This is a genomic window from Cohnella algarum (assembly GCF_016937515.1).
GTDB lineage: Bacteria > Bacillota > Bacilli > Paenibacillales > Paenibacillaceae > Cohnella > Cohnella algarum.
The window spans coordinates 1867949-1881502 of the sequence record NZ_JAFHKM010000002.1; the positions used below are offsets into that span (position 1 = coordinate 1867949).

The window sequence follows — 13554 nt, forward strand, 5'->3', positions numbered from 1 at the left end:
GAAAACCGGTTAGCAAGTTACGGATCAGAACCGTCAAAACGGGCGTAACAGGCTGCCCGATTCGGTCTGATTCGAGGAAAACTTTAACTGGATAACCCAAGCTGTTCTAATCCAGCAACACTTCTTTCGCAGGATCGCGCAAGAACTCGAACATGGCATGGATTTGCGCGGCCGTATTCCGCTCGACGGAAAGCTCCGGCAACCCGTCCTGGGCGAAAAAGCCCACATCGCTCGTCTCCACGCCGCTGAGGGCCTGGCCGCCGACGATGTCGCAGCGGATGAACAGCTTGTAGATATGATAAGGCTCGGGCGGATGGTCATGGAATTTCTTGTCCAGAACGGCCAAGAGGCGGACCGGCTTCACTTCATACCCCGATTCTTCCCGCACTTCCTTCACGGCAACTTCGGAAGGGGACAGGCCGATGTCGGCCCACCCTCCGGGCAAGGCCCAGGCTCCGTCGATCTTTTCGCGAACGAGCAAAATTTTCCCGTCCCGGAATACGACGGCCCGGATATCCGTTTTGGGCGTGGCGTATCCGGTCTCGCCGGCAAAGGCGAGCCGGATCCGTTCCTTTCCGGCCCATGTATAGGAACTGTAGCAAATTAAACTACCTATTTCTAGGTGAAATCGTGTAATTCCATTCTCCATGAAAGTCATTTTTTTCTAGGTTTACTTGGGCCAGTTCTTCATCCGTTACTTTGATTCCTTTTGGGTACGCTGTTGTGTCCAACTCGGCCTGTACCTTCAGCCCGGTTGTTGTCGTCGTGGACGCAATCAGATTGACAATGACCTCGTGGCTGGTTAGCGGCTTTCCCCGCCAATTCTGGGTGATGCATGAAAACAGACGATGCTCAATCTTGTTCCATTTGCTCGTCCCCGGTGGAAAGTGGCAGACCGATAGGGACAACCCCGTTTCGTCCGACAACGTCTGCAACTCCGTCTTCCACAGCCGTACACGAGAGCCGTTGCTTCCGCCTCCATCCGCTGTGATCAGGAGCTTCGTGGCGTTTGGATAGGTAGCTTGACCCATCGCCGTCCACCAACGGCGGATGCTTTCTACCGCAAAAGCTGCCGTATCGTGATCCGTGCCTACGCTCACCCATCCGGCATTCGCGCTGAGATCATAGACGCCGTATGGATTGACTTTTCCGAGCTCGGGGATTTGAAAATCATGAACGCGTACCTTCTCCGGGCTGCCTTTGGGTTGCCATTCGACACCGCCGTTTTTGAAGTCGCCGACCAACTCTTTTTTCTTGGTATCCACGGAGATCACCGGCTCTCCTTCGTTTTGGAAGGCCTGCACCTGATCGTGAATATGCTGAAATTGCGCATCACGGTCTTCATGACGACCGCCTTCTTCTGTTTTTCGATTGGCCTGCAGACTGTAGCCGAGCTCGTGTAATAGCGTGGCTACCATCTTGTTGTCGGTCTTGTGCCCCATTTCATTCAAGGCGGCAGCGAGTTTACGCGTACTCTTGTTCGTCCAGCGCAGAGGCGAGTCGGGTTCACCTCGGGTAGCGGGATCAATCAACTTCTCCAGATCGCTCAGCAGCGTCGGATCCGTATCCACCGTTCGCTTCCGACCCCCACCCGATTTCCGAATCCGTTCAGGGTCGATCTGCTCCGGGTTCTTCAATTCCCGAATGCCCGCTTGGATGACTTTATGACTGATTCCCAATTCTCGTTCGACGAATGCGATCCCTCCACGACCATAAGCGAGGGCTTCAGTTGCCGCAAATAATCGTCTCTGACGTTCATTCAGAAAGGGGCTCAATTGTTCGTAACGTTGCTTCAACGTATTCTGCATGAGAGGATTCCTCCTTCGGGTTGGAGGCCGTTCTCCTGCCAAGCCGTTGTTTCTACCAGTCTACCAGATTTCGCTACATCGCGCTTTCTTCATTTCCAGCCTTATGTGTAATTTATTAGGGTGTTTATTTCGCTACAGTCCCATAGTTTGCAAGAATGTCCACGCTAAGCTGCCTTAACGCTTCGTACCGTTCGATATCGTAGACGTCTTTCGCATAGGTCAGCCCGGTTTGGGCGATCGCCTGGATCTGTTTGGCCCACTCCAACCATTTCGGCTCGGTCATCGTTTCGCTCCTCTATCTCCGACTTTTATCGTTTCTTCTTCATTCTACTTCGATCCGGGAAATCCTTTGCCGGTTCCGATCTTCGGAAGCGGCTCCGAAAGCCCGCAACGATCGAAACGAATGGCTTCGGCTTCAAATGCGAATACGCCCCCAACCGCCGGAAAGACGGCAGGGGGCGTTTTCGTCAGGATGAGCCGGAGGCTCCGGGGAGCGGGCAGCGCCTGCAGTACTCCGCCGATATTTCATAATAAAGGCAGCAGGTGCGCCGCAACCGGTGCCGGCAACCGTCGCCGGACTCAAGGCCGGCAGGATCGACCAGCCCGGACAGCGGATTGCGCCGCTCGCCGAACGGTTCCCCGGGGATCTCGCGGACAAGATAGCGAAAATCTTCGCGAATGCGGCCGGCGGCATCCCGGTCGCCCGCCTCCTCAAGCGCATCCTCGAATAGCGGGACGATTCGCACGACGACATTTTCCCACAGCACGACGGGAGGGATGCGGGCGGTCTCGGCCAAAGCGCGGAGCAAGGGGGCGACATGCCCGGCAAAAAGCTCCCGCACCGACCGTTCGCGCCACTCATCCCGCCTTCCGGGCTCGGGCTCCGTCGAGCGATCGTCCGCCAGACGAAGATGGGGAAGCTTCGTACCGCCCGGATGGCGTTCCGGGTCCGCATACGTCTCCAGAAAGCAGTGCTCCAATCGCAGCGTTAACTCTTTGTTATAAACGCTCATGGCATACAAAGCGGGCGAAACGGCGAGATAAGCATACCTCTTGACCAGCGTGGATGCCGTCACCCTGCGCGACGGCGACCCGATATAGCCGCCCAGCCAATCGAGGTATTGCTCGCGCGTTTCGCGATCGAGCAAATCGGCGGCGCGCACGCTCCTTCGGCACGAACGCGGGCTGTCCTGCCTGAGCAGACCGAAGCGCTCGGACAAGTCCGTCCATTCCGAAGCGGTAAGAGGGCCCGGCATGTTAAGACGTGCCCAGCAAAGCTTCCGCGACCTGGTCGACGACGAGGTTGATCGCCATCGGGCCGTAGTAGCCGATCCACATGGTCGTATCTACGGTGTAGACGCGATTTTGCTTGACCGGTTCGAGAGACTTCCAGGTTGCCGTCTCCTGAACTTCCTTTACCATCTCCGCGAACATGTCGTCCGTCAGCAGGAAGAGGTGGTCGGCGCCGACATCGGCCAGCGCTTCCAACGAGATGTGATACGCCGTATCGTCGACTTCGGTCGTCGGCTTCGGGGCGATCAGGCCCAGGTCGTCGTAAAGAATTGCTCCCGTGCGGTGCTTGGGCGTATGCACGCGAATCTCGTTGTCCCGCGGGCGGATCAGCCCGACGCTTTGGCCGTCCAGCTTGGCGGCAAGCTCGGCGGACAACTTGGCCGTTTTTTCTTTGTAGGCTTCGAGCACTTGCTCGGCTTCCTGCTCCTTGCCCACGATTTTGCCGAACGTGACCAGCGTATCCCGCCAGTCCTCGTTGCGCATGAGCATGACGGTCGGCGCGATTTTGGACAGATTCTCGTAGATCTTTTCGTGCACTTCGGTGCAAATGATCAAATCCGGACTCATGGCCAGCACGGCTTCCAAGTTGGGCTCCTCATAGGTCCCGAGCACCTTCACGTCCGCAAGCTTGCCGCTGAGATATTCGGGGAAGTCCGCGGCCGCTCCGGCGGCCTTGACGCTTCCGGCCGGCTGCTCGTTCAGAGCCACCAGCTGATCGACATACTGAACGTCCAGCACGGCGATGTTCTCCGGCTTTTGCTCGAGGGTAAGCTCCCCTTTGACATGGCTGATCGTAACCGGATAGCTGCTTTGCTGCGTTTGAGCCGGAGTCGGAACCGGCGTTGCAACGGAGGACGGGGTCGCCGACGCTCCGTTGCCGGATGCGGGACTTCCGCTGCCGCCCGCAGAGCATGCTCCCAACAGTAGCATGATAATCAGCATGAAATTGACCGCCGCCAATGATTTCGTACGCGAATGCATTTTTGCCGCTCCTCTGTCTGTGTAGTGATAATGATTTTCATCATCGACATAACTATACGAGAGGTCGCGGCTTGCGCCAATGGACGAGGACGACAGCGAAAATGCATCCGAACGACGCTTGCGCCGAAATTGCAGAGGGGACAAGCCGAAATGCTTTTTGAAGGAGCGGCTGAAATGATACGCATCGACATATCCGACGGCTTCGGCGACTTCCTTGATCGACGCATCGGTTCTTTGCAGCATCCCCTTGGCTTGTTCCATGCGCACCCGGGTCACATACTCCATGGGGCTCATTCGGCAATACGCCTTGAACTGCCGTTGCAGCTGCCTGACTCCGCATTGAAGAACCTCCGCGAGCTCCCGCAAGTCAAGCGGCTCGGCATAGTGCCGTTCGATATAGCGGACGGCCCGGTCGATCAGATCGGTCCGCAAGGTTTGCGCATTTTCCGCTCGCTGCAGCTGCCTCAGCAATTCGTAGACGAGTTGGTGGAAGAGAGCCCGCACATGGAATTTTTCCAACGGGTCTTCCCGTTCCCACTGCAGATACATCTGCTCCATTCTCGCATAAAGTTCAAGCGGGGAGGCGGGGACAAAACCGTACGCAGCCTGAAAAGGGTTATAATCGCGGTATAGATCGAGCAGCTTCCGACGATACGGAGGCATCATGACCGCTTTATAGTAGATGAGAAAATAGTCGACGGTCTCCGTCACCCGGACGATGTCCAGCGATGCGCCTTTGCCGGCATGGCAAACATAGCTGCGGTCGATCGTGTGGACAACGCCGTCGATCCGTATTTGTCCTCTCCCGCCGCACGCGTACAAAAACGCGCCGGCCGGCAGCCGAATAAAGCGCGCGCTGTCTCCCGCCGGCACGGCGGAGCGCCGCACATCAAGCACTTTAAAGGCCGCGTTATTCCATATCGGCAGTTGTTTCTGCAGCAATCTTCCATCCCCCCCAAGCCATAAAGCAGGCTAAGCCATTATATCAAATCCGGAACAAGCGATTGGCGCCTCGCGTCCATGACATCGGCAAGGACCAGATCCGTCAGGTCGACCTTCCCCGGCCCCCCGTCCGGAGCAACCGGACCTGAATATCCAGCTGTCTGCTGAGCGATATAGGATCCCCTGCGCCGAAGCGCTGAATGTCGACTTCATAGACGCATCCGCGTTTGACGGCGGGGAGATCCGCCCAGATCCGGCTTGCCTTCATTTCCTTCGCCCGCTCGGCTCCGCCGCCCTCCCCGTACACGGTCAGGAAGACGCGGTCCCCGGCATACGCGGGCAATTGCTCGAGCGTGATCGTCCGGTACGGCTCTTTGTCAATCAAGTGCTGCAGCACCGGCTCCGGAGGATTCAATTCCAGACCGTTATACAGGTTATAACCGCCCCGGCCCCACCGGTTGCCGTAAATGACGATGCCGTGCCCCCATACCTCGATGATCGATACCGTCTCCCGCGGTCCGACGGCCCCGTCCAACGTTTTTCGCAGACGCTTGGCCTTCGCTTCATATCGGCCGATTCACTGCCGGGCTTCCTTTCGCTTGTCCAGCATGTCCGCCAGGCGCAGGAAGTGATCCATCGAAGTGCCTTCGCCGTAGGGCAAGAGAACGACGGGGGCAACGGCGGACAGCTTCTCCTCATCGGAAGGCTCCCAGCCGATAATGAGATCGGGGTCCAATTCGCCGACCCGCTCGACGGACAGGGGCGGATCGACCGACTCGATTCCTTCCACAAGCTCTCTAAGGAACGAGTGCGACATCACATTGCTTGTCGCTCCGACGGGGCGGATGCCGAGCGACAGGAGATGCCCCAAATATTGCGTGGCGAACAGCTTCTTGTCGTACTTGAGGTTGCGCGAGTACTGTCCCGGAGCGACGCCGAAGGACTGTTTGAACTTGCGGTTGAAATAAAACTCGTCCCGGTAGCCCACCGCCGAAGCCACGTCTTTTACGCGCGAACCGCTTTGCGACAGCAAATGCCGGGCATGGTTCATCCGCAGCGTCGTGACGTATTCCGTGACGCTCGAACCGGTGAGTTCCCGGAACAACCGGTTGAAGTAGCGCTTCCCGATCATGGCGTCCGCAACGAGCCGTTCGATGTCGATATCGCGGTCAAAATGAGCCTCCAGATAGGCCGCGGCCCGTTCCACGGCCTTTCGGGAGTTGTGCCGCGAAGAAGGGGGGCCGTCTCCGGCCTCCGACCATACCGCTAGCATGATCTCCTGAAAAATCGCCTGGTTGCGAAGCTGCCGGCCAAACTCGGCGCTTCTGCCGTGCCGCAGCAATTCTTGCAGATGCATGACCGTTTTGGCGAACGATCCCGATCCGATTCCATCCCAGCAAACAAAGCCGGAACTCCCGGTCTCTACCTGCGGCGCCGATCCGGCGGAAAAGAGGAGAAACGCGCAAACGAACAGACGGAAACCGCACTCCCCCTTCGTTCCCGCGCGAACGGATATGCCGGGCTCTACCCAAATGCATTGGCCATGGCGAACCTTGCAGCGGCGGCCATGGATACGCAGCGCGCCTTGCCCCTCTATGACGACCAGCAGCAAGCGGACATCGTCGGAACGCTCGGCCCGCCAGCCATTTCGCATGGACAGCAGCTGAATGTCGACGGGAACGCAGCCAATCGACGGAACCGGGCTCGTATCGGGATCTCGCATGCGCAGCTCACACCATTCGAATGAGAATTATTATCATTAAGTGAGTCCATTGTATAAAAAAAGAGCCGGACCCGCAACGGTCCGACTTCTGCTTGTCCAGGCGAATTCAGGATTGGGCGGCAAGAAGACTCTCCACCTGGATATCCATCTGCTTTTCCAGGGAGATCGGATCTCCCGGCGCCATTTCGTCGATATTCAATTCGATGATCCGGTTATTTTTGAAGGCGGGGAGACTCTGCCAGATCGGACTTTCTTTGATCTCCTGCGCCGCTTTGTCTCCGCCGTCCGCCTCGTAGACGGTCAGAAATATATAATCGCCGGCATAGTCCGGCAAAACCTCCAGAGAGATCTGCCGGTACTGTTCTTTGTTCAGAATTTCGTTTTCTACGATCTCCGGAGCGGACAACCCGAGGGCGTTATACAGGCTGAATCCGCCTCTGCCCCAGTTGTTTCCGTATACGAACGTGCCCTGCGCCCATACCTCGACAATCGATACCGTCTCGCCTTCGGCGATGACGCTCGCCAATTGTTCTTTATAGGAGGCCGCTTTTCGGTCGAAGTTTTCTTTCCATTGCTGCGCCTCCTGCTGTTTGCCCAGAATCTCCCCGAACAGCTCCAATTGCTCGATCGAATTCAGCTTGCCATATTCGTATACGATCGTAGGAGCGATCTTCGACAATTGCTCGTAGTTTTCCCCGTCTTGCACAATGATCAAATCGGGCTTCAGTTCAAGCACCTTTTCCGGCGACATCGGGCTTCCGGTATCGGCGATATCCGCTGCAAGATCTTTCAAAAACGGGGTATCGATCAGGTCGCCTCTTGCTCCGACAGGCTTGATGCCGAGCGCCAGCAAATGGCCGACGTATTGATCGGCGACGATCCGCTGCGGATTCGCCGGAATGACCGTTTCGCCCATTTCGTGCGTAACCGTTCGCGTCGCTTCCGCCGAAGGCGAAGCGCTCTCGCCTCCCGGCGCGTCGCCGCTTGCTTCGCTCGCCGCCGTACCCGCTGTACCCGCCGTTTCGGCGGCTTCATTGCTCATCCCGCAGGCTCCTAATGCCAGACTTGCCAACAATGCCAAAGCGCACAAGACGAATCCAAACTTGAATTTAGCCATCGCGTCCCCCTGAGAGTCGAATTGAGAATTATTATCATTGATAAGCATTATAGAGTCGCCTTATTCTGCAAGCAATGGAGAAAAGGGCATAAATCTTTATACAAACGGGTACAAGTCCGGAGGTTCGATCGGCCCGGCCGGAAAAATACCCTTGAAGAAACACGCAGCGTCAGCTTCAGACGACCCTATTCATCGCCGCGCTTATTCAATAATCTTATAGACCCTATATGCATTATATATTTCACCTATTGTCTTTTTAATGTTAAGTTTGCTCTATCCTTTCAATTCCGAGGAGGTTGTCCACATGTCCGTATACCGATTTCGGGCATCGCTGATCGACGGGAAGGAAATCGAATTATCGGCCTACCGGGGAAAAGCGCTCCTGATCGTCAACATCGGCAGCAAATGCAGCTATTCGCGCCAGTTGACCGGTCTGCAAAAGCTTTACGAAAGACGGCGGGAACAAGGCTTCGAAATCCTCGGGTTTCCGTGCAATCAATTTAACGGCAAGGAGCCGGGAAGCCATTCGGAAATTCGGGACTATTGCGAAAGGAACTTCGGCGTGACGTTCCCTTTATTCGAGAAAACGGACGTGAGGGGCCCGTCCGCCCATCCGCTTTTTCAATACTTGACGGAGCAAGCGCCGTTTAAAGGCTTCGATGCCGGGAGCGCGGAAGGCCGGAAAATGAGGGATTTCCTGATGGAAAACGATCCGGACATTTACGCGGGCGACGGGGTGAAGTGGAATTTTTCGAAGTTTCTGGTCGGTCGCGACGGCGAGGTGAAGGGGAGGTTCGAAACGACGGTCGAGCCGCCGGACATCGAGAAGGAAATCGAGGAGCTGCTGTTTAACTAGTAGAATAGGATGATTTCCATCGAGAAGAGGACGGCCTATGAACGGGATCGAACGTTTCCGCGACGAGATTGAAAGGGTGTTCGAAGAAGCTTCGCGGGAGCTGGCGGAGCTGCCCGCCGAATTGCGGGAGCTCGGCCGGGCTTTGCTGCTGCGCAGCCATCCGCTGCGGAACGGGGGCGGCACCAACGCGATCAGCTTCCTGCTGCCGTACTGGCTGCAGGAGGAAGCGGGAGCGCCGACAGAGCTTTGCCATCACCTGGCGGTCGGGAATTTGTACGCGATGCTTCATTTTTTCATATTGGACGATGCGATGGACGGAGGAACGGGGCGCTTTCCTTCGGGAAAACGCAAATCCATGGCGCTCGGGCAAATGCTCCATGTTTATTTCCGGCGGCGGTACGGCCGTTATTTCCCGCTCGACTCCCCTTTGTGGACGTACGAGCGCGACTATATGGAGCAGTGGGCGTCCGCCATGAACCGGGAAGGATCGTCTCCGGCCGATCCCCGGGATTTCCGGCAGCTGGCGGGCAAAGCCGCTCCGGTCAAGCTGTGCGCGGCCGGGCTGTTGATCGGGGCGGGACAGGAGGAGCGCATTGCCGACATGGAAACGGCGGTCGATCTCGCGCTCGCCGTCTTGCAGTTATCCGACGACTGGACGGACTGGCGGGAAGACTTGGACGAGCCGAACCGCAACGCTTTTTTGACGCTTGTCCGGGAAGTGCTCGCGGGAGCGGCCGAAGGTCCGCTGGACGAACGGCTCGTCAAGCGGGCGATCTATCGTCGCCGCTGTTTGGGCCGATTGGCCGACATCGCGGCCGGGTACGGAGACCGGCTGAGACGCATAGAGGGCGTGCCGATCCACCTGGCCGAATTTCAACTCGCCGTCGAGCAAGGACTCCGGGAGGAAGCCCGAAAGATCGACGAGACGGTGGATGAGCTTGCCTCCGGAGGCGGTTTAACACAAATATTGTCGAATTCAATAAACAAATGACGAATTTGTTGTTCATATGGTAACATAAGGGAGGTAGTCCATTAAGCCTAGGGAGGTCATGAAGGAATGTCCGTTGACGCTTTGAAGGTACAGATCGTCAAGAAAGCTTGGGAAGATCCGGTTTTTAAGCAGCAGTTGCTGAACGACCCGAAAAGCGCGCTGAAGCAGGCATTCGGCATCGAGGTGCCGCAGGAAATCGAGCTTAAAGTCGTGGAAGAGACGACGACCAGCTATTATCTCGTTATTCCGCCGAATCCGGAGGACGTCGTCGGCGGAGAAGCCGGCGTGAAATACCACTGGAGCTAATGTTGACGTGCAAGGGGGAACCGGATCAACGCTTCGGTTCCTTTTCCTTTTTCGCTTCGGAACTCCAGCGTCCCCTTCATCACCTCGATAATCCGGAACGTCACCATCAGCCCGAGCCCGGTTCCCTTCGTTTTGGTCGAATAATAAGGCTCGCCCAGCTTGGCGATTTGTTCCTCGTCCATCCCTTCGCCGTTATCCGCAATGCGAATGACCGCCATGCCGTTCTCGGCATGCGCCTCGATTTTGACGATTCCGTTCGACTGGATCGATTCGATGCTGTTTTTGATCATGTTCATAAAAGCCTGTTTAAACTTCGTCGGGTTCCCGAGCACGTAAAGACGATCCGGAATGCGGACTTCAAGAACGGTCCCGTGATAGGCGGCCAACGGGCTGATGATGGACTCGATTTTGCCCAGTTCCTGCTGGATATCGAGGGCGACGACCGTATCCATCTCGGGCTTGGCGAAGGTCAGGAAGTCGGTAATGATTCCCGAGGCCCGGTCCAGCTCGTTGATCGCCATCTCGAAGTGAGGCTTGCTCGCTTCGTCCGATCGGCCGGCGATCAATTGCAAAAACCCCCTCGTCACTTGCAGCGGGTTGCGCACCTCGTGGGCGATCGAAGCGGCGAGATCGCTGATGATTTTCATTTTCTCCGCGCGCTGCAGCTGGTGGTTGAACAGCTCCAGCTCCTTCGAATAGGACAGCAGCCTCCGGTGGTCCGCCGAAATTTTCCGGGCCAGCACGACAATAAGCGAGATGATCAGCAAGACGATTCCGACTTTCCAGAGGTGGAGGATCGGCACGGAATCTTTCGCGTAAATTTTCAGCATGTCCGCGACGCCCATTACGGCAAGGGCTAAAAATCCCAAACCCATGATCGTGCTGTTCCGGTTCCCCCGGACCGATTGAATTACCGATTGGCCGAGGACCAGGAGCAGATGGACCAGGATCAGGGGCGCGAGAAGCCAGAACGTAAACAGCTTGTAGTAGAAAAAGAACGCGTCCCCGATCATCTCGTTCAGAATCAGAACGAGAAAGCCCAGGACGGAGTAGCCCGCGAACCAGCGGCCGAATCTTTTGAAAAAAGCCAGCTTGCCCTCGAATACGGAAGCCACGTAAAAGTGAAGCGCGGGGAACACCGTAAGCATCGACAAATCGAATGTAAATTGCAGCCCCTTTCCGAATTCCTCGAAATAGATAAACGGGAGCGTGGAGTACGTCACGATCATGACGCTCGCCGTCAGGGCGATCAGGCTCAGCGACACCCAGGCCCGCCGCTGCTGGACGTTCAAATAGCCGGAAACGAGCAGCATAAGAAGCCCCATGAAAGCGATGGAGGCGCCGAGAAGAACGCTTGGAAGCTCCTCGCGAATGAAAGTTTCGGACAACTCGTAGAAATCGCCGATCCGGACGGCGCTGCTCGGACCCGCCCGATCCATCGACTCGATGCGGATGTACAGATCGGAAGGTTCCGTTTTCGGCGCCAGCGCCAGGAGCAGCATGTTTCGGTCGAAGCTGAAATCGCGGGAGGAACGGTATAGAAGGCGGCCTTCTTCGTATACGGAAATGTCGAGTCCGTACAGTTGACTGATCAAAAGACCCGGCGTCTGCCAATCCGCGGTAGGCGGGACGGCTACATGCACCCAAGCGCCGTCGTACCCTTTCGGAATCGAGGTTTCGGGCTCGCTTATGTCAGCCGTAATCCAGGGGCCGGTCAGGGAAGGCGGCCGTTCGGACTTATTAGAGTCGGCAAACCATTGAATCTCCCATTCCTTGATCGAAACGGCCGAAGATTCGGACGCTTCGGCAGCCCCGGTCTGCCGGTTTGCGATGGCTAGCGCGAAAATAGCCATAATCAAAACCATAACCGCCCTTAAGCGGGATGCATTCATTTCCTCACCTCAGAAAACGAGCTCATCATGCAAGTTCGACAACTTTCCCGCGAAAGCGAAAATCGGAAAAAGGATAATAGTCCCAGACAATAACTCCGCAACGTCATTATATCGGAAATGAAACGGTTCGGGATAGGATGATCCTTTATACCGTTGCGAAGAATGGATAAATGTGCGTTAAATTTTGTTATAATACAGAAAACGATACCGAAAAACGGAAACCTTTGTCTGTTTCCGGCGAGGAACGGGGGGCGCAAATTGGCGATAGGCGACGAACTGACGGGAAAGGTCAGACATACGCAGCTGAAATTGCGAGGGCAAACGATCGCGCAAGTGCTGGAGGAATTCGACGGCGGGATCATGGGGCTCGACCATGACAAACGCATGGCGAAATACCGGAAAATGAGAGGGAGTCCCTATCTGTTTTTCCGGGGGAGCGCTTACCTGTTTTACTTCGACGTCGGAAGAGAATGGTTTCCCTTTCACAGCGATCCGGAGCGGCCGACGTGGATACAGGGCGATCTGCATTTCGAGAACTTCGGCGCGTTTCGAAGCGAAAAGGGGCGCATCGTTTTCGACGTAAACGATTTCGACGAAGGCTGCACGGGTTCCTATTTGTACGATGTGCTGCGCATGTCCGTCAGTCTTTTTTTGGCGATGTCCGAGAAAGAACTGTCGGCCGGCGAGCAGATGGATGCGGTGTCCGCCTACTTGTCCGCTTACGCCAATCAGATCCGGAAGTATGCCGAGCGCAAGGAGGATCCCCGCTCGCTCGTCTTCGGCGAGCAGACGACGAAAGGCCCGATCCGCAAGCTGCTGAAGAAAACGGAGAAGCTTGCGGCCAGCCACTTGGTCGAGGGCATTACGGAGCTGGAGGAGGGGCGCCGGGTTTTTCGCTGGTCCGAGGAGATTCAGAAGCCGACCGAAGAGGAGCGGGAGCTCGTCATGAACGGTTGGGCCGATTACGTGGGCCAGGTTTCCTCTCGCAGCGGCCTGCCGGAGTCTTTCTATCAAGTGAAGGATATCGCGGTGAAGCACGGTTCCGGCACGGCTTCCATCGGCCTGGACCGATTCTACGTTCTGATGGAGGGAAACGCCGGGCATCAAGGGCTTGACGATATTATTATCGAGATCAAGGAAGTACGGGCGCCGGTGCCGGCCTACTTCATGCCTTACAATGAATCGTTCTGGGAAACATTCGCGCATCAGGGCAAGCGGGTCATCACGACCCAGCAGGCGATGCATCATGAAGCGGATCCGTTTCTCGGGTGCTTGACGCTCGGAGGACGGCATTTTTACGCAAGGGAGCGGTCTCCGTACAAGAAGAAGCTGAAGGCGAGCAAACTCGCGGAACCGAAGGATTGGCAGAAATCCGCGGAGTGCATGGGCCGGATCACGGCCAAGATGCATGCCCGCGCGGATGCGGACGTGGAGGACGGCATTCTGTCCTATCACAGCGAGGACGAAATCGCCCGGGCGATCGGCAAGGATACCGCCGCCTTCTGCGATTATGTGGCCCACAGGGCGCTATCTTATGCGTACCAGGTGCGGGAGGATTACGCGTTGTTCGCGGAGTGGAGCGAGTCCCTGGAGCAACGCGGGCAGGTCAAGGCGGAAAAGCCGCGCCGGAAGCGGAATTGAAGAA

General features: G+C 56.6%; 12 protein-coding genes and 1 pseudogene. 4 read left to right on the forward strand and 9 right to left on the reverse strand.

All coding sequences use genetic code 11. The annotated features are described in order from the left end of the window. Nucleotides 1–106: 106 nt before the first annotated feature. From JW799_RS08480 to JW799_RS08515, 8 genes and pseudogenes are all read right to left on the reverse strand, one after another. Nucleotides 107–658, reverse strand: a complete 552-nt coding sequence (locus tag JW799_RS08480; RefSeq protein ID WP_205429395.1) for an NUDIX domain-containing protein — start codon at nucleotides 656–658, stop codon at nucleotides 107–109. Further along, nucleotides 609–1808 (reverse strand): ISAzo13 family transposase, encoded by a 1200-nt coding sequence (locus tag JW799_RS08485; RefSeq protein WP_080835221.1) that lies wholly within the window; start codon nucleotides 1806–1808, stop codon nucleotides 609–611. The genes JW799_RS08480 and JW799_RS08485 overlap by 50 nt, the downstream gene beginning before the upstream one ends. Before the next feature lie 127 nt (nucleotides 1809–1935). After that, nucleotides 1936–2091 (reverse strand): annotated as a pseudogene (locus JW799_RS08490) (NUDIX hydrolase N-terminal domain-containing protein); the annotation flags it as partial. A gap of 184 nt (nucleotides 2092–2275) precedes the next feature. Then, entirely contained in the window at nucleotides 2276–3064 is a 789-nt protein-coding gene (locus JW799_RS08495) for an IucA/IucC family C-terminal-domain containing protein (RefSeq protein WP_205429396.1), read from the reverse strand. A gap of 1 nt (nucleotide 3065) precedes the next feature. Further along, nucleotides 3066–5024: an AraC family transcriptional regulator gene (locus JW799_RS08500; RefSeq protein ID WP_205429398.1), complete on the reverse strand. Its 1959-nt coding sequence runs from the start codon at nucleotides 5022–5024 to the stop codon at nucleotides 3066–3068. 103 nt (nucleotides 5025–5127) lie between these two features. Continuing rightward, entirely contained in the window at nucleotides 5128–5559 is a 432-nt protein-coding gene (locus JW799_RS08505; RefSeq protein WP_205429399.1) for a TroA family protein, read from the reverse strand. Between the two features lie 42 nt (nucleotides 5560–5601). Next, nucleotides 5602–6747, reverse strand: a complete 1146-nt coding sequence (locus JW799_RS08510) for an AraC family transcriptional regulator (protein WP_205429400.1) — start codon at nucleotides 6745–6747, stop codon at nucleotides 5602–5604. 106 nt (nucleotides 6748–6853) lie between these two features. Next, nucleotides 6854–7789 carry an iron-hydroxamate ABC transporter substrate-binding protein gene (locus tag JW799_RS08515; RefSeq protein ID WP_176220581.1) on the reverse strand — a complete coding sequence of 312 codons (936 nt, stop codon included), beginning with the start codon at nucleotides 7787–7789 and terminating at the stop codon, nucleotides 6854–6856. A gap of 379 nt (nucleotides 7790–8168) precedes the next feature. Here JW799_RS08515 and JW799_RS08520 point away from each other — a divergent pair, with 379 nt between their 5' ends. The 3 genes from JW799_RS08520 to JW799_RS08530 all read left to right on the forward strand — a co-directional run bounded on the left by JW799_RS08520 (nucleotide 8169) and on the right by JW799_RS08530 (nucleotide 10017). Next, the gene (locus JW799_RS08520; RefSeq protein ID WP_080832142.1) at nucleotides 8169–8720 is read left to right on the forward strand and encodes a glutathione peroxidase; all 552 of its coding nucleotides are present in this window, start codon (nucleotides 8169–8171) and stop codon (nucleotides 8718–8720) included. Nucleotides 8721–8757: 37 nt separating this feature from the next. Then, nucleotides 8758–9711: a hypothetical protein gene (locus JW799_RS08525; RefSeq protein ID WP_205429401.1), complete on the forward strand. Its 954-nt coding sequence runs from the start codon at nucleotides 8758–8760 to the stop codon at nucleotides 9709–9711. Between the two features lie 66 nt (nucleotides 9712–9777). Next, nucleotides 9778–10017 (forward strand): NHLP leader peptide family RiPP precursor, encoded by a 240-nt coding sequence (locus tag JW799_RS08530; RefSeq protein WP_080832140.1) that lies wholly within the window; start codon nucleotides 9778–9780, stop codon nucleotides 10015–10017. Here the strand turns inward: JW799_RS08530 and JW799_RS08535 are convergent. Continuing rightward, nucleotides 10014–11870 carry a sensor histidine kinase gene (locus tag JW799_RS08535; protein ID WP_240353581.1) on the reverse strand — a complete coding sequence of 619 codons (1857 nt, stop codon included), beginning with the start codon at nucleotides 11868–11870 and terminating at the stop codon, nucleotides 10014–10016. The two genes, JW799_RS08530 and JW799_RS08535, sit on opposite strands and share 4 nt — an antisense overlap. Nucleotides 11871–12167: 297 nt before the next feature. Between JW799_RS08535 and JW799_RS08540 the strand changes: the two genes are divergently transcribed. Continuing rightward, nucleotides 12168–13550, forward strand: a complete 1383-nt coding sequence (locus tag JW799_RS08540) for a DUF2252 domain-containing protein (protein WP_240353204.1) — start codon at nucleotides 12168–12170, stop codon at nucleotides 13548–13550. The last annotated feature ends 4 nt before the right edge of the window (nucleotides 13551–13554 follow it).